19 protein-coding genes are annotated in these 19113 nt (G+C 67.4%); 10 read left to right on the top strand and 9 right to left on the bottom strand.

The window, feature by feature from the left end; all coding sequences use genetic code 11:
• Positions 1 to 55: 55 nt before the first annotated feature.
• From lysA to argH, 3 genes are read right to left on the bottom strand one after another with little or no spacing between them, the layout of a single operon-like run.
• Positions 56 to 1321, bottom strand: coding sequence for a diaminopimelate decarboxylase (gene lysA, locus PXD02_RS13645; RefSeq protein WP_275104385.1), 1266 nt, complete (start codon positions 1319 to 1321; stop codon positions 56 to 58).
• Entirely contained in the window at positions 1322 to 1468 is a 147-nt protein-coding gene (locus PXD02_RS13650; RefSeq protein WP_275104386.1) for a hypothetical protein, read from the bottom strand.
• Positions 1465 to 2868 carry an argininosuccinate lyase gene (gene argH, locus PXD02_RS13655; protein WP_275104387.1) on the bottom strand — a complete coding sequence of 468 codons (1404 nt, stop codon included), beginning with the start codon at positions 2866 to 2868 and terminating at the stop codon, positions 1465 to 1467. Before argH ends, PXD02_RS13650 begins: the two co-directional genes overlap by 4 nt.
• Before the next feature lie 23 nt (positions 2869 to 2891).
• Here argH and PXD02_RS13660 point away from each other — a divergent pair, with 23 nt between their 5' ends.
• The gene (locus PXD02_RS13660) at positions 2892 to 3437 is read left to right on the top strand and encodes a TlpA disulfide reductase family protein (protein WP_275104388.1); all 546 of its coding nucleotides are present in this window, start codon (positions 2892 to 2894) and stop codon (positions 3435 to 3437) included.
• On the opposite strand, the gene PXD02_RS13665 is transcribed toward PXD02_RS13660, so the two are convergent.
• A complete protein-coding gene (locus tag PXD02_RS13665; protein ID WP_275104389.1) occupies positions 3412 to 3990 on the bottom strand; it encodes a DNA-3-methyladenine glycosylase I in 579 nt (192 codons plus the stop codon). The two genes, PXD02_RS13660 and PXD02_RS13665, sit on opposite strands and share 26 nt — an antisense overlap.
• A 100-nt stretch (positions 3991 to 4090) precedes the next feature.
• On the opposite strand from PXD02_RS13665, the gene PXD02_RS13670 reads away from it, so the two are divergent.
• From PXD02_RS13670 to phbB, 3 genes are all read left to right on the top strand, one after another.
• Positions 4091 to 4909, top strand: coding sequence for an EAL domain-containing protein (locus PXD02_RS13670; protein ID WP_275104390.1), 819 nt, complete (start codon positions 4091 to 4093; stop codon positions 4907 to 4909).
• 101 nt (positions 4910 to 5010) lie between these two features.
• Positions 5011 to 6183, top strand: a complete 1173-nt coding sequence (locus tag PXD02_RS13675) for an acetyl-CoA C-acetyltransferase (protein WP_275104391.1) — start codon at positions 5011 to 5013, stop codon at positions 6181 to 6183.
• A gap of 83 nt (positions 6184 to 6266) precedes the next feature.
• A complete protein-coding gene (phbB, locus tag PXD02_RS13680; protein WP_275104392.1) occupies positions 6267 to 6992 on the top strand; it encodes a beta-ketoacyl-ACP reductase in 726 nt (241 codons plus the stop codon).
• 72 nt (positions 6993 to 7064) lie between these two features.
• Here phbB and PXD02_RS13685 read toward each other — a convergent pair whose 3' ends face one another.
• From PXD02_RS13685 to PXD02_RS13695, 3 genes are read right to left on the bottom strand one after another with little or no spacing between them, the layout of a single operon-like run.
• Positions 7065 to 7229: a YdcH family protein gene (locus PXD02_RS13685; RefSeq protein WP_275104393.1), complete on the bottom strand. Its 165-nt coding sequence runs from the start codon at positions 7227 to 7229 to the stop codon at positions 7065 to 7067.
• Between the two features lie 60 nt (positions 7230 to 7289).
• Entirely contained in the window at positions 7290 to 8048 is a 759-nt protein-coding gene (locus PXD02_RS13690; RefSeq protein WP_275104394.1) for a tRNA1(Val) (adenine(37)-N6)-methyltransferase, read from the bottom strand.
• Positions 8041 to 8250, bottom strand: coding sequence for a putative signal transducing protein (locus PXD02_RS13695; RefSeq protein WP_275104395.1), 210 nt, complete (start codon positions 8248 to 8250; stop codon positions 8041 to 8043). The genes PXD02_RS13690 and PXD02_RS13695 overlap by 8 nt, the downstream gene beginning before the upstream one ends.
• A 76-nt stretch (positions 8251 to 8326) precedes the next feature.
• On the opposite strand from PXD02_RS13695, the gene PXD02_RS13700 reads away from it, so the two are divergent.
• The 4 genes from PXD02_RS13700 to PXD02_RS13715 all read left to right on the top strand — a co-directional run bounded on the left by PXD02_RS13700 (position 8327) and on the right by PXD02_RS13715 (position 14243).
• Positions 8327 to 9328: a polyprenyl synthetase family protein gene (locus PXD02_RS13700; RefSeq protein ID WP_275104396.1), complete on the top strand. Its 1002-nt coding sequence runs from the start codon at positions 8327 to 8329 to the stop codon at positions 9326 to 9328.
• Positions 9329 to 9541: 213 nt separating this feature from the next.
• Positions 9542 to 10945 (top strand): ammonium transporter, encoded by a 1404-nt coding sequence (locus tag PXD02_RS13705; protein WP_275106433.1) that lies wholly within the window; start codon positions 9542 to 9544, stop codon positions 10943 to 10945.
• A 162-nt stretch (positions 10946 to 11107) separates the two neighbouring features.
• Complete coding sequence (locus tag PXD02_RS13710; protein WP_275104397.1) at positions 11108 to 13360, top strand: transglycosylase domain-containing protein; 2253 nt, start codon at positions 11108 to 11110, stop codon at positions 13358 to 13360.
• Positions 13361 to 13460: 100 nt separating this feature from the next.
• Positions 13461 to 14243 (top strand): inositol monophosphatase family protein, encoded by a 783-nt coding sequence (locus PXD02_RS13715; protein ID WP_275104398.1) that lies wholly within the window; start codon positions 13461 to 13463, stop codon positions 14241 to 14243.
• 41 nt (positions 14244 to 14284) lie between these two features.
• On the opposite strand, the gene PXD02_RS13720 is transcribed toward PXD02_RS13715, so the two are convergent.
• Both PXD02_RS13720 and PXD02_RS13725 read right to left on the bottom strand, forming a co-directional pair.
• Positions 14285 to 14902 (bottom strand): MlaC/ttg2D family ABC transporter substrate-binding protein, encoded by a 618-nt coding sequence (locus tag PXD02_RS13720; RefSeq protein ID WP_473092027.1) that lies wholly within the window; start codon positions 14900 to 14902, stop codon positions 14285 to 14287.
• Complete coding sequence (locus tag PXD02_RS13725; RefSeq protein ID WP_275104399.1) at positions 14874 to 15578, bottom strand: MlaA family lipoprotein; 705 nt, start codon at positions 15576 to 15578, stop codon at positions 14874 to 14876. The genes PXD02_RS13720 and PXD02_RS13725 overlap by 29 nt, the downstream gene beginning before the upstream one ends.
• A gap of 196 nt (positions 15579 to 15774) precedes the next feature.
• Between PXD02_RS13725 and PXD02_RS13730 the strand changes: the two genes are divergently transcribed.
• Positions 15775 to 17526 carry a type I secretion system permease/ATPase gene (locus PXD02_RS13730; protein WP_275104400.1) on the top strand — a complete coding sequence of 584 codons (1752 nt, stop codon included), beginning with the start codon at positions 15775 to 15777 and terminating at the stop codon, positions 17524 to 17526.
• On the top strand, positions 17523 to 19028 hold the full coding sequence (locus PXD02_RS13735) for an HlyD family type I secretion periplasmic adaptor subunit (protein WP_275104401.1): 1506 nt from the start codon (positions 17523 to 17525) through the stop codon (positions 19026 to 19028). The genes PXD02_RS13730 and PXD02_RS13735 overlap by 4 nt, the downstream gene beginning before the upstream one ends.
• The last annotated feature ends 85 nt before the right edge of the window (positions 19029 to 19113 follow it).

A 19113-nucleotide genomic window follows, 5' to 3' on the forward strand; every position in this document is an offset into this window, starting at 1 on the left:
TCCCGGGGGTCCGGGGGCAGCGCCCCCGGCCGCAACGGTTCCGGGGGGCGCCGCGTCAAAGCCATTCCGGGATGCTATCGCGCGCCAGCATCTCCTCAAACGTCGGTCGCGCCCGGATGACGGCGAAGTGATCGCCCCGCACCAGAACCTCGGGCACCAGCGGGCGGGAATTGTATTCCGAGGCCATCACAGCGCCATAGGCCCCTGCGGATCGGAAGGCGACCAGATCGCCCGCCGCCATCCGGGGCAGTTCCGCGCCCTTCTGGAAGGTGTCGCCCGATTCGCAGACCGGCCCCACCACGTCGAAGGGCCGCACCGCCGCGCCGACCGCCGGTTCGATCACCGGCACGATGTCGTGATGCGCGCCATACATGGCAGGCCGCGCCAGATCGTTCATGGCCGCGTCCACGATCAGGAAGTCGCGGCCCTCGCCCTGTTTCACATAGATCACCCGCGACAGCAGGATGCCCGCGTTGCCGACGATGTTGCGGCCCGGCTCGATCTCGATCTGACAGCCCAGGTCGCCCACCGTCTCGCGGATCACGGCCCCGTATTCCAGCGGCAGGGGCGGCGCGTTGTTGTCGCGGCGATAGGGAATGCCCAAGCCCCCGCCCAGATCCAGCCGGGTGATCGCATGGCCGTCGGCGCGAAGCGCGCGGGTCAGGTCGGCCACCTTGGCATAGGCCGCGCGATAGGGGTCCAGATCGGTCAGCTGGCTGCCGATATGCACATCGACGCCGACCACCTGCAAACCGGGCAGGCTGGCCGCCTCGGCATAGACCTGACGCGCGCGGGCGATGGGAATGCCGAACTTGTTCTCGGATTTTCCCGTGGCGATCTTTTCATGCGTCTTGGCGTCCACGTCCGGGTTCACCCGGACCGCCACCGGCACCACCGCGCCCATGCCGGCGGCAAGCGCCGAAAGGGCGCGCATTTCCGGCTCGCTCTCGATATTGAACTGGCGGATGCCGCCTTCGATGGCCTCGCGCATCTCGGCCAGGGTCTTGCCGACGCCGGAAAAGACGATCCGGTCGCCCGGCACGCCCGCCGCGCGGGCGCGCGCGTATTCGCCGCCCGATACCACGTCCATCCCCGCGCCCAGATCGCCCAGCAGCTTGAGGACCGCCAGATTGCTGTTGGCCTTGACCGCGAAGCAGACCAGGTGATCGGTCCAGTCCAGCGCCTGGCGGAACAGCCCGAAATGCCGCGTCAGCGTCGCCGCCGAATAGACATAGACCGGGGTGCCCACGTCTGCGGCGATGCGCGACAGGGGCACATCCTCGGCGTGCAGCTCTCCGGCGTGATAGTTGAAGTGATCCACCTACAGCTCCGTGATCACGCCCATGGTGGCGTGGCCGGAAATCGAGACGTTGGATTTCGGCGCGGTCTTCGGCGCGGGGCGTTCGGGGGCGCCGTCGACGCCGCAGGCGGCCACCGCGATCACCGCCAGGATTGCGAACCATTTCATGCCAGTATCTCCTTCCAGCGGGCGATCTGCGCACGCACCTGATCCGGCGCCGTGCCGCCATAGCTTTGCCGCGACGCGACCGAGTTGTGAACGCCCAAAACGCCAAAGACTTTATCGGTGATCCCCGCATGGACCCCCTGCATGTCGGAAAGCGTCAGGTCCGGCAGGTCGCAGCCTCGCTGTTCCGCCAGAGCCACCAGCGACCCGGTGACATGGTGCGCGTCGCGGAAGGGCAGGCCCAGTTCGCGCACCAGCCAGTCGGCCAGATCGGTCGCGGTCGAGAAGCCGGCGGACGCCGCCGCCTCCAGCCGGTCGCGGTTGGCGGTCAGGTCCGACAGCATCCCGGTCATCGCGGCCAGGGCCAGCATCAGGCTGTCGGCGGCGTCGAAGACCTGTTCCTTGTCTTCCTGCATGTCCTTGGAATAGGCCAGAGGCAGGCCCTTCATCACCGTGAACAGCGCCACCGTCGCGCCCAAGATCCGGCCGATCTTGGCGCGGATCAGTTCGGCGGCGTCGGGGTTGCGCTTCTGCGGCATGATCGACGAACCGGTGGACCACTTGTCCGACATCGACACGAAGCGGAACTGGGCCGAGGACCAGATCACCAGCTCCTCGGCCAGCCGCGACAGGTGGACGGCGCAGATCGAGGATGCCGACAGGAACTCCAACGCGAAATCCCGATCCGATACGGCGTCCAGGCTGTTGGCCATCGGCGCCTCGAAGCCAAGCGCCTGCGCGGTCGCATGGCGGTCGATGGGATAGCTCGTCCCCGCCAGGGCGGCCGCCCCCAGGGGCGATTCGTTCATCCGCCGCCGCGCGTCCCGGAACCGAGACAGGTCGCGGCCGAACATCTCGACATAGGCCATCATGTGATGGCCCCAGGTCACCGGCTGGGCGGTTTGCAGATGGGTGAAGCCCGGCATCACCCAATCCGCCCCGGCCTCGGCCTGCGACAAGGCGGCGCGGATCAGCGCCCGCAGCGCGTCGATGGCCGCGTCGCACTGGTCGCGCACCCACAGCCGGAAATCCGTCGCCACCTGGTCGTTCCGCGACCGCCCCGTATGCAGGCGGCCCGCAGGTTCGCCGATGATCTCTTTCAGGCGCGCCTCGACATTCATGTGGATGTCTTCCAACTCGGTGCGGAAGGGGAAATCGCCCGCCTCGATCTCTGACAAGACGGTGAGAAGCCCTTCCCTGATCGCCTCGGCATCGCTAGTGCTGATGATGCCTTGTGCCGCCAGCATCGCGGCATGGGCCCGGCTGCCCCGGATGTCCTGGGCGTAGAGCCGCCGGTCGAACCTGATCGAGGCGTTGATCGCCTCCATGATCGCATCCGGCCCGGCGGCGAAGCGCCCGCCCCACATGCTGTTGGCGCTGTCCTGTTGCGGCCGGTCGGTCATTGGCGCGTCCCTCGGAGGTCTTCATGCTGCGTTCCGCCCTGCTTTATACGGCACTGCTTTTCGGTGCAAACGCCGCCTTCGCGGGCCCGGTGGACTGGGACGCGGCCCGGCAGGCGCTGCCGAAGCTGGTCCGGACCCAGGACGCGGCCCCGGTCAGCGCGGTCGAATTCACCGACCCGGACGGCGGCACGCACCGGCTGGCCGATTACAAGGGCAAGGTCGTTCTGGTGAACTTCTGGGCGACCTGGTGCGCGCCCTGCCGCAAGGAGATGCCCGCGCTCGACGCCCTCCAGGCCGAGCTTGGGGGCGAGGATTTCCAGGTCGTGACCATCGCCACGGGCCGCAACGCGGTGCCGAAGATCCACGACTTCTTCGCCGAGACCGGCGTGACCGACCTGCCCGTGCTGCTGGACCCGCGCCAGCAGTTGGCGCGCGAAATGGGCGTGGTCGGCCTGCCCGTCACCGTCCTGATCGACCGCGACGGAAACGAGATCGCCCGCCTGATGGGCGACGACCATTGGGACTCCGACGGCGCCAAGACCCTTATCCGGCAGTTGACCGAGGGCTGAGTTCCGCGTGGCGCGGACAGCCGGTCATGTGGTCGTTGACCATTCCGGTCGCCTGCATGAAGGCATAGGTGATGACCGGCCCGCAGAACGTGAAGCCGCGCTTCCTCAGCGCCTTGGACATGGCGGTCGATTCGGAGGTGGCGGCGGGAACCTCGGCCATGCTGGCGAAGCGGTTCTGGATCGGCTGGCCGCCGACAAAGGACCATAGCCAGGGCGCGAATCCCTGATCGCCCTCGATCTCCTGGAACAGCCGCGCGCCCTTCACGGCCGATTCGATCTTGCCGCGATGGCGGACGATGCCGGGGTTTTGCAGCGCGCGGTCGATTCGCGCCGCGTCCCAGCGGGCCACGCGTTCGGGGTCGAAGCCGTCGAATTCCTCGCGGAACGCCTCGCGCTTGCGCAGGATGGTGATCCAGGACAGGCCCGCCTGGAACCCGTCCAGCACCAGCTTTTCCCACAGGGCGCGCGGATCGCGTTCGGGCACGCCCCATTCGGTGTCGTGATAGGCGACATACAGCGGGTCGGTCCCGCACCAGGCGCAGCGGTCGGTCATGGATCGTTAACCTTTTATCCAGAAACTCCTGCCCGTTTACGGCAAATTAGGCGATCATCGCCATAAGGGAACACGGAATGATTGCGTAACGAGGGTTGATGTGACCGATGCGAACCCGCCTGCGAAAGGCTCGCCGCTGGATCATGCCGTGGACCGGCAAAGCCGGCTGACCCTGCCGGGCGTCAGGCTGGCGGTCGAAAGGGGCAATGGCGTGCTGGCCTTCCAGCCCGTCGTGCAGGCGCAACGGACCAGCCGTCCGGCCTTTTACGAAGGGCTGATCCGCATCATCGACGAATCGGGCCGGATGGTGCCGCCGCGCGATTTCATGCCGGTGGCGGAAACCACCGAACTGGGCCGCCGGATCGACTGCCTGTCGCTGTCCCTGGGCCTGAAGGCCCTGTCCGAGGAAAGCGCGCTGCGGCTGTCCATCAACATGTCGGCGCGCTCCATCGGCTATCCCGGCTGGATGACCATCCTGCGCCGCGGCGTCGCCGACGACCCGCAGGCCGCCGAACGGCTGATCCTGGAAATCACCGAAAGCTCGGCCATGGGCCTGCCGGACGAGGTGAAGTCCTTCATGCGCGAGGTTCAGAAATACGGGATCAGCCTGGCGCTTGACGATTTCGGGGCGGGATATACCTCGTTCCGCTATCTGCGGGATTTCTGCTTCGACATGATCAAGATCGACGGCCAGTTCATTCGCGAAATCTCGAACCATCCCGACAACCAGGTGCTGACCCAGGCGCTGATGTCCATCGCCCGGCATTTCGACATGTTCACCGTGGCCGAGATGGTGGAAACGGCGGAGGATGCCAGCTTCCTGATCGAAAACGGCATCGACTGCCTGCAAGGCTATTACTTCGGGGCGCCGACCATCGCGCCGCCGTGGAAATCCCCGCCCTCGGCGGCCCTGCGGTAAAGGTCTGCACGACTTTTGGCCGATCTGCTTGACGTGACGGCACGAACCCGCATCCTGTCCTCGATTCGCCATCTGTCTGGCTTCGAGGGAAGGAACCCGTCATGACCAAAGCCGTAATCGTCTCTGCCGCCCGCACCGCCGTCGGCAGCTTCATGGGATCGTTCGCCAATATTCCGGCGCATGACCTGGGCGCCGCCGTCCTGAAGGAAGTCGTGGCCCGCGCGGGCCTCGACCCGGCCGAGGTCGATGAAACGATCCTGGGCCAGGTGCTGACCGCGGGCCAGGGCCAGAACCCCGGCCGCCAGGCGCATATCAAGGCGGGCCTGCCCCAGGAATCCCCGGCCTGGCTTCTGAACCAGGTCTGCGGGTCGGGCCTGCGGGCCGTGGCGCTTGCCGCGCAGCAGGTGACGGCGGGCGATGCCAGGGTGGTTCTGGCGGGTGGCCAGGAAAGCATGTCGATGTCCACCCACGCCGCCTATCTGCGGAGCGGACAGAAGATGGGCGACATGCAGTTCGTCGATACGATGATCCGCGACGGGTTGTGGGACGCCTTCAACAACTATCACATGGGCACCACGGCGGAAAACGTCGCGCAGAAATGGCAGATCAGCCGCGACCAGCAGGACGAATTCGCGCTTGCATCCCAGAACAAGGCCGAAGCCGCGCAGAAGGCGGGCCGCTTCGACGATGAGATCGTGGCCTACACCGTCAAGACCCGCAAGGGCGACACGGTGGTGGACAAGGACGAATACATCCGCCACGGCGCGACCATCGACGCCATGCAGAAGCTGCGTCCGGCCTTTTCCAAGGAAGGCTCGGTCACGGCGGGCAACGCCTCGGGGCTGAACGACGGCGCGGCGGCGGTGATGGTCATGACCGAGGACGAGGCGAACCGGCGCGGCCTGACGCCGCTGGCCCGCATCGCCTCTTGGGCCACGGCGGGGCTGGACCCGGCGATCATGGGGACCGGCCCGATTCCCGCCAGCCGCAAGGCGCTGGAAAAGGCCGGCTGGTCCGTCCAGGATCTCGATCTGGTCGAGGCGAACGAGGCTTTCGCCGCCCAGGCCTGCGCAGTCAACAAGGACATGGGCTGGAACCCGGACATCGTGAACGTGAACGGCGGCGCCATCGCCATCGGCCACCCGATCGGCGCATCCGGCGCGCGGGTGCTGAACACCCTGCTGTTCGAGATGAAGCGCCGCGACGCCAAGAAGGGCCTGGCGACGCTGTGCATCGGCGGCGGCATGGGCGTGGCGCTCTGCGTGGAACGGTAAGAAAAATGGTGCGCAATGATATTGCGCGCCATCCACTTGCCTTGTAGCAATATTTCAATAGGAATTATTTGAGGGAGGGGACCATGTCCAAGGTTGCACTTGTCACCGGCGGCTCGCGCGGGATCGGCGCGGCGATTTCCAAGGCGCTTCAAGAGGCCGGCTATACCGTCGCCGCCACCTATGCGGGCAATGACGAGGCCGCCAGGGCGTTCACCGAGGAAACCGGGATCAAGACCTATAAATGGTCGGTCGCGGACTATGACGCCTGCGCTGCCGGCATCAAGCAGATCGAGGCGGATCTTGGCCCCATCGCCGTGCTGGTCAACAACGCGGGCATCACGCGGGACGCGATGTTCCACAAGATGACCCCCCAGCAGTGGAAAGAGGTCATCGACACCAACCTGACCGGCGTCTTCAACATGACCCATCCGGTCTGGGCGGGAATGCGCGACCGCAAGTTCGGGCGGATCATCAACATCAGCTCGATCAACGGGCAGAAGGGCCAGGCGGGTCAGGCGAACTATTCCGCCGCCAAGGCGGGCGACCTGGGCTTCACCAAGGCGCTGGCCCAGGAAGGCGCGCGGGCGGGCATCACCGTGAACGCGATCTGCCCCGGCTATATCGCGACCGAGATGGTCAAGGCCATCGACGAAAAGGTGCTGAACGAACGCATCATCCCGCAGATCCCCGTCGGCCGCCTGGGCGAACCCGAGGAGATCGCGCGGACCGTGGTGTTCCTGGCCTCGGACGAGGCGGGCTTCATCACCGGGTCCACCATCAGCGCGAATGGCGGGCAGTATTTCGTCTGACCGGCCTGCGACAAACGGACACGGCCCGCGCGGATCGCGCGGGCCGTTCCGATTCCGTCATCGTTCAACGGATCAGTGGGACAGTCGGGAAATTTCTTCCTTGAGACGAAGTTTCTCGCGCTTCATCGCCTTGATTTGCAGATCGCTGACACCAGGGCTTCTTTGTTCCTTTTCAACGGCTTCAGACAGAACCTGGTGCTTCTTGCGCAGTTCCTCGACGTGGGAAGCAACCGACATCTCGTCCTCCTGTATAGGTTGAGTCGAACAGAGAGATTGCAGCACAGGCTTTCGATTCTGTCACGAGACTTTTGCAAACAGCGTCGTGAGGGGCAGCCCCTCGCGGAGAACCGCCGATGCCGCCGGGGTCAGGTCCTCCCGGTCGCCCGGATGGGCGGGTTCGCGGTGCATCACGAAGGGGGCCAGCAGCCGCAGCGGACCCCGCCCGCCCTTCTGCGCACGCAGGATCACCCGGCCCGCATCACGTCCCGCGCGCCCGGCGACGGGCAGGATCGCCACCGATCCCGCCCGGCCCGACAGCGCCGCCAGCATCGCGTCCAGCCGGTCGGCCCGCTGGATCAGCGTCAGGACGCCGCCCGGCCGCAAGCGGCGCAGGCCCGTGTCGATCCAGGCCGCCAGCGGCGTCTGCTCTCGCCTCGCCAGCGCCCGGCCGCCGTCTGGCGCCGGGGTGCCGTCCAGGAAATAGGGCGGGTTGGCGATCACATGGTCGAAGGCCATCATCCGCAATTCGGCGGGCGGCCGCGCCACATCCCCTGTCAGCACCTGCATCGCGATGCCGTTGCCCGCGGCATTCCGCCGCGCCAGGTCGGCATAGTCGGGCTGCCGCTCCAGCCCCGCCAGCCGCAGATCCGCCACGCGCCAGCCCAGGCACAGGCTGGCGACCCCCGCCCCGCAGCCCAGTTCCAGCACCGCCTGGCCCGGCATGGCCGGACAGGCCGCTGCCAGCATCACCGCATCCGCGCCCGACCGGAAACCGCGCCGGGGCTGCAAGACGCGCAGCCGGCCGTCCAGGAAGCCGTCCTCAGAAAGCTCACTCATCCAGGCCGGCGTCGCGCAGGATCGCGCGAGCCATGAATTCGTCGCGATCCGCGACCATCAGCCGCTGCGGCAGGATGCCGAGCGATCCTTCCAGCACGCTCATGTGCTGGTCCAGGGGAAAGGCGGGGATGCCCTCATCCTCCAGCAGGCCCAGGGCGCGGGACATGCGGACGGGATCGTTGCTGCGGAACAGTTCTTTCATGGGCGAAACGTTAGGGGGCGGTTGCGCAATTGTCGATGGCATGGCAAGGGACGGGCGCGTCAACGGGGATAAGGCCATGGGTGTGCAGGAAAACGTCCAGAAACCGCTGGACCGGCTGGCAGAGGCGCTCGGCCCCGAGATGGAGGCGGTCAACGCCTTGATCCGTCAGCGGATGTCCAGCGAACACGCCCCCCGCATCCCCGAGGTGACGGCCCATCTGATCGAGGCCGGCGGCAAGCGGCTGCGGCCGATGCTGACGCTGGCGGCGGCGAAGATGCTGGACTATGCCGGTCCCTATCACGTCCACCTGGCCGCGACGGTCGAATTCATCCACACCGCGACGCTGCTGCATGACGACGTGGTGGACGAAAGCAGCCAGCGGCGCGGGCGTCCGACGGCGAACCTGCTGTGGGACAACAAGTCCAGCGTGCTGGTGGGCGATTACCTGTTCGCGCGCAGCTTCCAGCTGATGGTCGAGCCCGGCAACCTGCGCACGCTGGAGATCCTGGCCAACGCCGCCGCCACGATTGCCGAGGGCGAGGTGCTGCAACTCACCGCCGCACAGGATCTGCGCACCGACGAGGCCGTCTATCTTCAGGTCGTGCGCGGCAAGACCGCCGCGCTGTTCTCGGCCGCGACCGAGGTGGGCGGCGTCATCGCGGGCGCGCCCGCCGATCAGGTGCGGGCGCTGTTCGATTACGGCGACGCTTTGGGGATCGCCTTCCAGATCGTCGACGACCTGCTGGATTACGGCGGCGCGACCGAGACCATCGGCAAGAATGTCGGCGACGATTTCCGCGAACGCAAGCTGACCCTGCCGGTCATTAAGGCCGTGGCCCGCGCCACCCCCGAGGAGCGCGCCTTCTGGTCGCGGACCATCGAAAAGGGCGACCAGCAGGACGGCGACCTGGAACAGGCGCTGTCGCTGCTGTCGCGCCACGGCGCGATGGAGGCCGCGCGCGCCGACGCGATGCTGTGGTCGGCCACCGCCAAGGCGTCGCTGGCCCAGATGCCGCCGCATCCGATCCGCGACATGCTGTCCGATCTGGCGGATTTCGTCGTCAGCCGCGTCGCCTGACCCGGCCGATCCGCCGCGATGCACGTCCGGCGGGCATCGCCCGTCCCGACTCTGCCCACCAGACAGGCTCGGGCGGCATAATCCGCCCGTGAAACGGGCAATCGCCGTCTGGTGCCGTCCCCTTCCTGCCCGGCGCCTGTGCAAGCCCCCGCGCCCCGCCCCATGAAAGGGCGTCGGCGGCGCGTCCGGTGCCGCATGGAAGGGGATATGATGATGACAAGGGCTGCTCCGTTTATTGCCGGTGCCGCGATGCTGATCGCCGCGCCCACATTCGCGCAGGATGCCGTGGTCGCGGTTCAGGCCGCCGTGCCGGTCCCGGACAAGGGCGATACGACCTGGATGCTGATCTCGGCCATCCTGGTGATGATGATGACGCTGCCGGGGCTGGCGCTGTTCTATGGCGGCCTCGTGCGGGCCAAGAACATGCTGTCGGTCCTGATGCAGGTGCTGACCGTGTTCAGCCTGATGGTGATCCTGTGGGTGGCCTTCGGATATTCGCTGGCCTTCACCGGCGCAGGCACGGCCGAGGACGTGACCTTCTTTACCCCCTATATCGGCGGGTTGTCCAAGATGTTCCTGTCGGGCGTCACCACTGCGTCCAACATCGAAGGTTTCAGCGCGGGCGTGGTGATCCCGGAACTGTCCTTTGTCGTCTTCCAGATGGCCTTCGCCTGCATCGCATCCGCGCTGATCGTGGGGGCTACGGCGGAACGTCTGAAATTCAGCGCGGTCCTTCTGTTCATCGTGATCTGGTTCTTCTTTTCCTATCTGCCGATGGCCCACATGGTCTGGTGGTGGGGCGGTCCGTCTGCCTATGACGCGCCCTCGGGCCTGCTGTTCGGCCATGGCGCCCTGGATTTCGCGGGCGGCACCGTCATCCACATCAACGCGGGCGTGGCGGGCCTTGTCGCCGCGATGGTCGCCGGTCCCCGCATCGGCTATCGCAAGGAACTGCTGGCGCCCCACAACCTGACCTTCACCCTGGTGGGCGGCTGCCTGCTGTGGATCGGCTGGTTCGGCTTCAACGCCGGGTCCAACCTCGAGGCCAACGGCCTGACCGCGCTGGCGATGATCAACACGGCGGTGGCGACGGCGGCGGGCGTGCTGGCCTGGTCCTTCGGCGAATGGGCGTTCCGCGGCCATCCCAGCCTGCTGGGCGGGATTTCCGGCGCCATCGCCGGGCTGGTGGGCATCACGCCCGCGGCGGGCTTCGTCGGCCCGATGGGCGCCATCGCCATCGGCCTGGTGGCGGGCCTGCTGTGCATGTGGTTCGTCATCAGCGTGAAGCCGCGCATGGGCATCGACGACAGCCTGGACGTGTTCGGCATCCACGGCATCGGCGGCATCGTCGGCGCGATCCTGACGGGCGTCTTCGCCGCGCCCTCGCTGGGCGGCACGGGCGTCTTCGATTACGGCGCGAATGCCGTGGCCGACTTCTCGATGGGCGGGCAGGTCTATGCCCAGACCCTGGGCGTGGTGATCGCGATCGTCTGGTCGGGCGTGGTGTCCTTCGTGGCCATCCACATCGTCAAGGCGCTGATCGGGCTGCGCGTCACTGTCAATGACGAACGCCAGGGCCTGGACATCACCACCCACGGCGAGAACGCCTATAACTGACGGCCTCGGTGCCGTCCCGATGGCCCGGCGTCCCCGCCGGGCCTTTTCCATGCGCAAATCACGGATTGGTCAGGGCAATTCCCCTGCGGCGATTCTTCGTGTAGGGTGGCGCGCAATTTGGCCGGCAAACGGCCGTGGGCAGACACGCAGGCACCCTGACTCATGAAACGACCGACCGGCACCCCGAAGCGCACGGGCCGCAGCCCTGTTGCCGACAAACGCACGGCCCCGGCCGAGCCGAAATCCCCCGTGCGCCGCCACAAGGCCCCGGTCCGGCGCGGCAATGTCGTGGTGCGCACCGTCGCCGGGACAGTCGGCCTGATCTGGCGCATCGTCTGGGGGTCGATGTGGCGGCTGGCGATGGTGATGGCCCTGATCGTCGGCGGCGCCACCGCCTATTTCTATGCCGGCCTGCCCCAGCCCGAGGCCCTGTTCGACGCCCGCGCGCGCGGCTCCGTCACCATGCTGGACGCCGATGGCAAGGTCTTCGCCTGGCGGGGCGAGACCTATGGCGCCGTCACCAGCGACAAGATCGCCCCGGTCCTGAAAGAGGCCGTGATCTCGACCGAGGACCGCCGCTTCTACCGCCATTTCGGCGTCAGCCCGCGCGGCATCGCCAGCGCCGTCAAGATCAACCTGGCCGAGGGGCGCGGCCCGCTGGAAGGCAACGGCGGATCGACCATCACCCAGCAGGTCGCCAAGCTGCTGTGCCTGGGCGAGACCTTCGATCCGATCCGCTGGAAGAACGAGGCGGCCTTCGAACAGGACTGCCGTGGCGGCGGCATCTGGCGCAAGATCAAGGAAGTGCCCTTCGCCTTCGCGCTTGAGGCGAAGTATTCCAAGGACGAAATCCTCAGCATCTACATGAACCGGTCCTATATGGGCGGCGGTTCGCGCGGGTTCGAGGCCGCAAGCCAGCGCTATTTCAACAAGCACGCGTCCGAGGTGAGCGCGGCCGAATCGGCGATGCTGGCGGGCCTGCTGCAAGCGCCCAGCTATTTCGCGCCGACCGCGAACCTGCAACGCAGCCGCGAACGGGCCAGCGTGGTCCTGGGCCTGATGGGCGAGGAAGGCTATCTGACCCCCGAAGAGGTCGCCCAGTCCCGCGCCAATCCCGCCCGGCTGTCGCAGGCCGCCGAGGCGCGGGCGGGCGGATATTTCGCCGACTGGGTAATGGAATCCGGCCCCGGCTTCCTGACCAGCGAGACGACCGAGGACGTGACGATCCGCACCACCTTCGACCCGCGCATCCAGACGGCGGCGGAACGCGCCCTGAAGCGGATCTTCGACGAAAAGGTCAGCGACAATTCCAAGGCCGAGGCCGCCGTGGTGGTGATGTCCGCCGATGGCGCGGTGCGCGCCATCATCGGCGGGCGCGACAGCATCGTGAACGGCGCCTTCAACCGCGCCGTCCAAGCCAAGCGCCAGACCGGATCGTCCTTCAAGCCCTTCGTCTATGCCGCCGCGCTGGAGGCGGGCTATGGCCCCGGCGACCGGGTCGAGGACGGGCCGCTGACCATCCGCATCCCCGGCGGCAAGCCCTGGTCGCCCCAGAACTATACCCGCCGCTATTACGGCAACGTCACGCTGACCACCGCGCTGAAACAGTCGCTGAACACCGCCACGATCCGGTTGCAGGAAACCGTCGGCCGGTCCGAGGTCCGCCGCATCGCCCATGACTTCGGCATCGTCAGCAACCTGACCACCAGTCCCTCGCTGGGCCTGGGCGCGTCCGAGGCCACGCTGATGGAACTGACCGGCGCCTATGCGGGCATCCGCAACGGCGGCACCTCGGTCGCGCCCTATGGGCTGGTCGAGTTGCGCATCGCGGGCGACGACCAGCCGCTGATGGGTCAGTCGGGCGGCATGGGCGCGCGGGTCATCAGCCAGCGGGCGGCGGGGCAGTTGATCTACATGATGCAGCAGGTGATCGACAGCGGCACGGGCGGGCGCGCCAAGATGGGCTCGCGCCCGGTGGCGGGCAAGACCGGCACCACCAGCAGCTATCGCGACGCCTGGTTCGTGGGCTTTTCCGAACAATATGTGGTGGGCGTCTGGATGGGCTATGACGACAACACCCCGCTGAAGGGCGTCACCGGCGGCGGGTTGCCCGCCGAGATCTGGCAGGCGGTCATGACCGACATCCACGAGGGGTTGCCGGAACTGCCGCTCTCCACGGTGTCGCCGGACGGCAGCGGCATCCTGCTGTCGAACGATGGCGCGCCGCGCGTCGTGACCTCGGGGTCGGCGGATGACCCGCTGGCGGCGGCCTTGGCGGGGGCGGTGAACAGCGCCAATCCGGCCCCCGGCGTTCCGACCCCGGTGACGGCGCCGCAGACGCCGGGCGACAGCAGCACAGCGAGTTCGGATGACGCGCTGAGCCGGGCACTGAACGGGATCCTGGGCGGGAATTGACGGTCGCCCCTCGGCTGGACGCAGGGCGCCTGGACGCCTTGCCGTCATTCAGCCGTTACCCTCGGGGCGCTATACGGTGTCGCCTTTCAAAGGGTGCAGGATGACCGAACTGGATAACCTCGTGGCGACGGCGCTGGATCTCGCCGAGATGGCGGCTGACATCGCGGCACGCACATGGCGCAGCGACCTGGCCGTCAGCTACAAGCCGGACGGCTCATCCCTCACCGAAGCCGATCTCTCCATCGAGGCGCTGTGGCGCGAACGGATACGGCAACGGTTTCCCTCTCATGGCATTCTGGGCGAGGAATACGGCGCTGAGGCGGGGCGCAGCGCCTTCACCTGGGTGCTCGATCCCATCGACGGCACGCGCCAGTTCGGGGCGGGATTGCTGAACTACGCATCCCTGATCAGCGTCTGCCGGGATGGCCATCCGGTTCTGGGGATCATTGACCTGCCGATGCCGGGCGCACGTTACCTCGCGGCAGAGGGGCGGGGCACCAGCTTCGGCAATCGTCTTGTCCGCAGCGGCGGCCAGCATGACCTGTCGAAGGCGGTCATCAGCCTCGCGAACCCGGACAGTTTCAGGGGGGACTGCGCCGCAGGATACCAGACCCTGCGCAGAAGCGGGCGTATAAGGGTGTTCGATGGCGGCGCTGCGGCCTACGGCGCGCTGTCTCGGGGACTGATAGACGTTTGCCTGAACGGCAATGACCTGGACGCCTATGATATCTGTGCCCTGTGCCCGGTGGTGCAGGAAGCGGGCGGCACGATATCCGACTGGACGGGCCAGCCTCTGTCCCTGTCGTCACGCGGGGCGATCGTTGCCTGTGGCTCGTCCGGCCTCCATGCGGCAGTTCTGGAGCAATTGTCCATGCCGGCATGACCGGCCGCTTTGTCCCTGCGGGCGGCTTCTGTCAGCCGACCCTAGCCCGCCTGCTGCAAATCCGCCGTCAGCGCCGCCAGATCGCCGCGCCTTGCGGTCAGCATCGCCGCCATCTCGGCGCGTTCGCTGGCCAGCATGTTCACGCCCTCGATGATGATGTTGAAGAACTTGTCGCGGCCCGACTTGTTCGACACATGCCATTCGACCTCCATGGGCGCGCGGCCGTTCAGATAGGCGACCGAGGTCACGGCGAAGAAGCTTTTCAGCGGCCGCGCGCCGGTCACCTCGATCTTCGAGCCGATGAACTCGCGGAACCGCTTGCCGTATTTGCGGCCGATATAGCCCTGGAACGCCTGGGTATAGGCGGCCAGGGCACGGGGGTCGGCCTGCCGCGCGGCGGGGCCCAGGGCAGAGCGCGCGATCACCGCCACATCGGCATAGCGCGCGAAGATCGCCTCGAATTCGCGATACATCTGCGCGGGCGGGCGGCCGGAATTGATGACCTGGTAGACCTCGCCCAGGGCGGTGTCGATCAGCGACCGGGCCTGGTCCGCGTCAAGCGCCCAGCCGCGCAGGGGCATCAGCGATGCCGCCGACGCGCCTGCGAACAACGCCAGGACGCTGCGCCGGTCACGGGTCGTAAGGGTCGATGACATCATCTGCGGCAGCGTCGGCATAGGGGTCAATCTCGGTCCCTCCCTCGTTCAATTCGTGGCGGCGGTGCATCAGATAGATCAGCCGCAATTGCGCATAGCTATCCGCACTGCCTTGCAGAACGCTATCCACCGTATCCCCGAATCGCGCCCGATCACCGGCTTTTGACGCCGCGCGTAGGCCAAATGCCGCCCATGCCGCGTCCCGGTGCAGCAGATGATAGACCGGGTCGATCAGCAGATCCACGACCTTGCCCGCCGCGTCCCGCTGGGTCGAGGGGCCAAGGACCGGCAACTCCAGATAGGCGCCCTCGGGCACGCCCCAGACCGCCAGGGTCTCGCCGAAATCGGTGTCGGCTTCGGGCAGCCCGAAATCCTTCCCGGCAGGATCCAGCAGACCGCCCATTCCCAGCGTCGTGTTGACGGCAAAGCGGAAAAAATTCCGAATCGCGGGCTCGGGACGCCCTTGCAGCAGGCTGTTGACGACCTTGCCCGGCAGCGACAGGTTCGCCCCCGCGTTGATCACCAGATCCATGGCCCCCGGTTCGTCCGCCCCCTCGCCGTCCGCCGAGACCCGCCTGGCCACCGGCGCGACCACCTGTTGATCGAACGCCTTGTTGAAGGCATGTATGCGGCGGTTGCCGGATTCAAACGGGTCGTTGACGCGAATGCCGTCCTGCATCACAGGTTCTGACGCGCAGCCCGCCAGAATCACGCACAGGGCCAGCGGAACGACAAGGGACAAGGGACGATGCAAAGGATCTCCTAACCTTTTCGGGATAACACAGAGTCAAGACCGCGATCAGCGATCCTGGAATACTGGCGCACGGGGCTTGCGGCAAGGCCGGCACCGACGGCCGAAGATGAAGGATGAAGGAATGAGCAAATCGCCCGCTTTCCAGGACGGCGCCAAGGAATTGCGCCAGGCACGCACCGCGGGTCTGCCCCTGTTCGCAGCCGTCGCGCTGTTTTCAGCGGTCGTGAACCTGCTGATGCTGACCGGACCGCTGTTCATGTTGCAGGTCTATGACCGGGTGCTGGCATCGCGGTCGGTCGAAACGCTGACCGCGCTGTTCGTGCTGGTGGTATTCCTGTTCATGCTGATGGGGTTCGTGGACTTCATCCGCGCCCGCGTGATGCAGCGGATCGCCGCCCGCTTTCAGGACCGGATGGAGGGGCGGGTGTTCACCGCCGCGCTGCGCGAAGGCGCGATCTCGGGCGACGAATCGGCGGCGGCGGCCAGCGGGATGCGCGATCTCGATTCGGTTCAGCGGCTGATCGCCTCGCCGGTGCTGCTGGCGGTTTTCGACCTGCCCTGGGCGCCGCTGTTCCTGGCGGCGGTCTATGTCTTCCATCCGCTGCTGGGGGCCGTGGCGACCATCGGCGGGGCGATCCTGGTGGTCTGCACCCTGGCCAACCGGACGCTGACCAAGACACCCTTGCAGCAATCCAACATCGCCTCTGCGCAGGCGCAGCGCATGGCGGACCTGTATCGGGACGAGGGCGAGGTGATCGGCGCCCTGGGAATGCGCAGCGCCACCTATGCCCGCTGGCGCAAGGCCCGAGCCGAGGCGCAGGAACAGGCCGTGAAGGGCGCCGACCTCTCGTCGGGCTTCACGGTCTTTTCGAAAAGCTTCCGGCTGTTTCTGCAAAGCGCGATGCTGGCCGCCGGCGCCTGGCTGGTTCTGCAACAGGCGATCACGCCGGGCGCGATGATCGCCAGTTCGATCATGATGGGCCGGGCGCTTGCGCCGGTCGAGCAGCTGGTCGGCGGCTGGCCGATGGTGCAGGCGGCCCAGGACGCCTGGGAACGGCTGGCCCGGCTGCTGTCGCGCCAGCCCGCGCAGACGGCCCATACCCCCCTGCCCCGCCCCGAGGCGGTGCTGGAGGTGCGGCAGCTTTCGGTGGCGCCTCCGGGCCAGAATGTCGCGATCGTGCGCGGCGTGTCCTTCGCGGTGGCGCCGGGCCAGGCGCTTGGCGTGATCGGGCCGTCGGGGGCGGGCAAATCGACGCTCGCCCGCGCGCTGATCGGTGCCTGGCCGGTCGGCGCGGGTTCGATCCGGCTGGGCGGTGCGACGCTGGACCAGTACGATCCCGACGTGCTGGGCAACATGATCGGCTATCTGCCGCAGCAGGTGACGCTGTTCGACGGCACCATCGCGGAAAACATCGCCCGCCTGTCGCCCGACATGGATCCGGCCCGCGTGGTGCGCGCGGCCCAGGCGGCGGCGGCGCATCAGATGATCCTGGATCTGCCGCAGGGCTATGACACGCGCATCAGCCAGGCCACCGGCCGCCTGTCGGGCGGGCAGATCCAGCGCGTCGGGCTGGCCCGCGCGCTGTATCCCGACCCGGTGATGCTGGTCCTGGACGAGCCGAACTCGAACCTCGACAACGAGGGGTCGATGGCGCTGAACGCCGCGATCCGCCGGATCAAGGCGCAGAACGGCTGCGTCATCATCATGGCGCACCGGCCCGCCGCGATCAACGAATGCGACCTGCTGCTGGTCATGGAACAGGGCATCCGCCGGGCCTTCGGGCCGCGCGACAAGGTGTTGCAGGAAATGGTGCAGAATTCGGCGCAGATCCTGAAATCGCAGGAAACCGGACGCGCAGGGGGCGTGGCATGAGCGACGAGACCAAGAATCCCGGCGGTGATCGGAACCCCGCCCCCCGCCCGTCGGGGATCCAGTCCGGGATCCTGTCCAGCCGCATCGCCCCGCCGGTCGATGCGCCGATTCCCGGCCCCGCGCCCCGGCAGGCCGCCCCGGCGCAGCCGCTGCCCCCGGTCGAACCGCCCTCGCCCCCACCGCCGCCTCGGCCCATCGCACCGCCCGACCCGTCCCGCTGGTCGGTGCGCGGCGCCCTGCTGACCGGGCTGATCTCGATCGTGGTGCTGCTGGGCGGCTTTACCGCCTGGGCGATGCAAAGCCGCATCGCGGGCGCCGTCGTGGCCTCTGGCCAGGTCGAGGTCGAGCAGCAGCGCCAGGTCGTCCAGCATCCCGACGGCGGCGTGGTCGAGGAGATCCTGGTCAAGGACGGCCAGACGGTCGAGGCGGGCCAGCCGCTGATCCGCCTGGACGGCAGCCTGCTGCGCACCGAACATGCCATCGTCGAAGGCCAGTATTTCGAGATCCTGGCCCGGCGCGGCCGGCTCGAGGCCGAACGCGGCGACGCCGAAACCATGCAGATCCCCGACGAATTGCTGGAGGCGGCGGAAGGCAATGCCGATCTGCAAACCCTGATCGAGGGACAGCGCAGCCTGTTCGAAACCCGCCGCGACACCCTGCGCCAGTCGGTTGAACAATTGGAGAAACAGTCCGAACAGGTCCGCCAGCAGGTCGACGGCATCGACGCGCAGATCGTGGCGCTGGACCGGCAGCGCGAACTGATCGGCGAGGAGCTGGAGGACCAGCAATCCCTGCTGGATCGCGGCCTGGCCCAAGCGTCCCGCGTGCTGGCGCTGGAGCGCGAGGCAGCCAGCCTGGACGGCCGGTTGGGCGAGTTGAAGGCCAGCCGGGCCTCGGCCGAGACGCGCCAGACCGAACTGGACATCCAGCGGCTGCGCCTGGGCGCCGAACGCCGCGAGGAGGCTGAAACCGAGTTGCGCGACCTGGGCTATCGCGAACTGGAACTGGCCGAACGCCGCCGGGGCCTGACGGAACAGATCAACCGTCTGGACATCCGCGCGCCCGCGGCGGGCGTGATCTACGACCTGCAGGTGACGACCCCCCGCTCGGTGATCCGGCCCGCCGACCCGGTGCTGTATGTCATCCCGCAGGACCGCCCGCTGGTGGTCAGCGCGCGCCTGGCGACGATCAACGTGGACGAGGTGCAGGTGGGCCAGCCGGTGGTGCTGCGATTCTCGGCCTTTTCGTCGCGCACGACGCCGGAAATCGACGGCATGCTGGGCCGCGTGTCAGCCGATGCGCTGATCGACGAGGCGACGCACCAGCCCTATTACCGGGCCGAGGTGACGATCCCCGCCGACCAGTTGGCCAAGCTGGGCGACCTGGCGCTGATTCCCGGCATGCCGGTCGAGGTCTATATCCAGACCGGCGAGCGCAGCCCGATGGCCTATCTGGTGAAGCCGCTGACGGATTACTTCAACCGGGCGTTCCGGGAAAGCTGACGGCGGGGCTTCGCGCCCCCTTCGGGCTGCCGGCCCCTTCCTCGCTGAAAAAGGTCCACCGGATCTTTTTCCAGGCGCTTCGAAG

It is taken from the genome of Paracoccus sp. S3-43 (assembly GCF_029027965.1).
Lineage (GTDB): Bacteria > Pseudomonadota > Alphaproteobacteria > Rhodobacterales > Rhodobacteraceae > Paracoccus.

Coding starts and splice junctions, on each gene's coding strand:
- PXD02_RS13650 (WP_275104386.1), bottom strand. CDS start 1,468: ATGAAATGGTTCGCAATCCTGGCGGTGATCGCGGTGGCCGCCTGCGGC.
- argH (WP_275104387.1), bottom strand. CDS start 2,868: ATGACCGACCGGCCGCAACAGGACAGCGCCAACAGCATGTGGGGCGGG.
- PXD02_RS13660 (WP_275104388.1), top strand. CDS start 2,892: ATGCTGCGTTCCGCCCTGCTTTATACGGCACTGCTTTTCGGTGCAAAC.
- PXD02_RS13665 (WP_275104389.1), bottom strand. CDS start 3,990: ATGACCGACCGCTGCGCCTGGTGCGGGACCGACCCGCTGTATGTCGCC.
- PXD02_RS13675 (WP_275104391.1), top strand. CDS start 5,011: ATGACCAAAGCCGTAATCGTCTCTGCCGCCCGCACCGCCGTCGGCAGC.
- phbB (WP_275104392.1), top strand. CDS start 6,267: ATGTCCAAGGTTGCACTTGTCACCGGCGGCTCGCGCGGGATCGGCGCG.
- PXD02_RS13685 (WP_275104393.1), bottom strand. CDS start 7,229: ATGTCGGTTGCTTCCCACGTCGAGGAACTGCGCAAGAAGCACCAGGTT.
- PXD02_RS13690 (WP_275104394.1), bottom strand. CDS start 8,048: ATGAGTGAGCTTTCTGAGGACGGCTTCCTGGACGGCCGGCTGCGCGTC.
- PXD02_RS13695 (WP_275104395.1), bottom strand. CDS start 8,250: ATGAAAGAACTGTTCCGCAGCAACGATCCCGTCCGCATGTCCCGCGCC.
- PXD02_RS13700 (WP_275104396.1), top strand. CDS start 8,327: ATGGGTGTGCAGGAAAACGTCCAGAAACCGCTGGACCGGCTGGCAGAG.
- PXD02_RS13705 (WP_275106433.1), top strand. CDS start 9,542: ATGACAAGGGCTGCTCCGTTTATTGCCGGTGCCGCGATGCTGATCGCC.
- PXD02_RS13710 (WP_275104397.1), top strand. CDS start 11,108: ATGAAACGACCGACCGGCACCCCGAAGCGCACGGGCCGCAGCCCTGTT.
- PXD02_RS13715 (WP_275104398.1), top strand. CDS start 13,461: ATGACCGAACTGGATAACCTCGTGGCGACGGCGCTGGATCTCGCCGAG.
- PXD02_RS13720 (WP_473092027.1), bottom strand. CDS start 14,902: ATGATGTCATCGACCCTTACGACCCGTGACCGGCGCAGCGTCCTGGCG.
- PXD02_RS13725 (WP_275104399.1), bottom strand. CDS start 15,578: ATGCAGGACGGCATTCGCGTCAACGACCCGTTTGAATCCGGCAACCGC.
- PXD02_RS13730 (WP_275104400.1), top strand. CDS start 15,775: ATGAGCAAATCGCCCGCTTTCCAGGACGGCGCCAAGGAATTGCGCCAG.
- PXD02_RS13735 (WP_275104401.1), top strand. CDS start 17,523: ATGAGCGACGAGACCAAGAATCCCGGCGGTGATCGGAACCCCGCCCCC.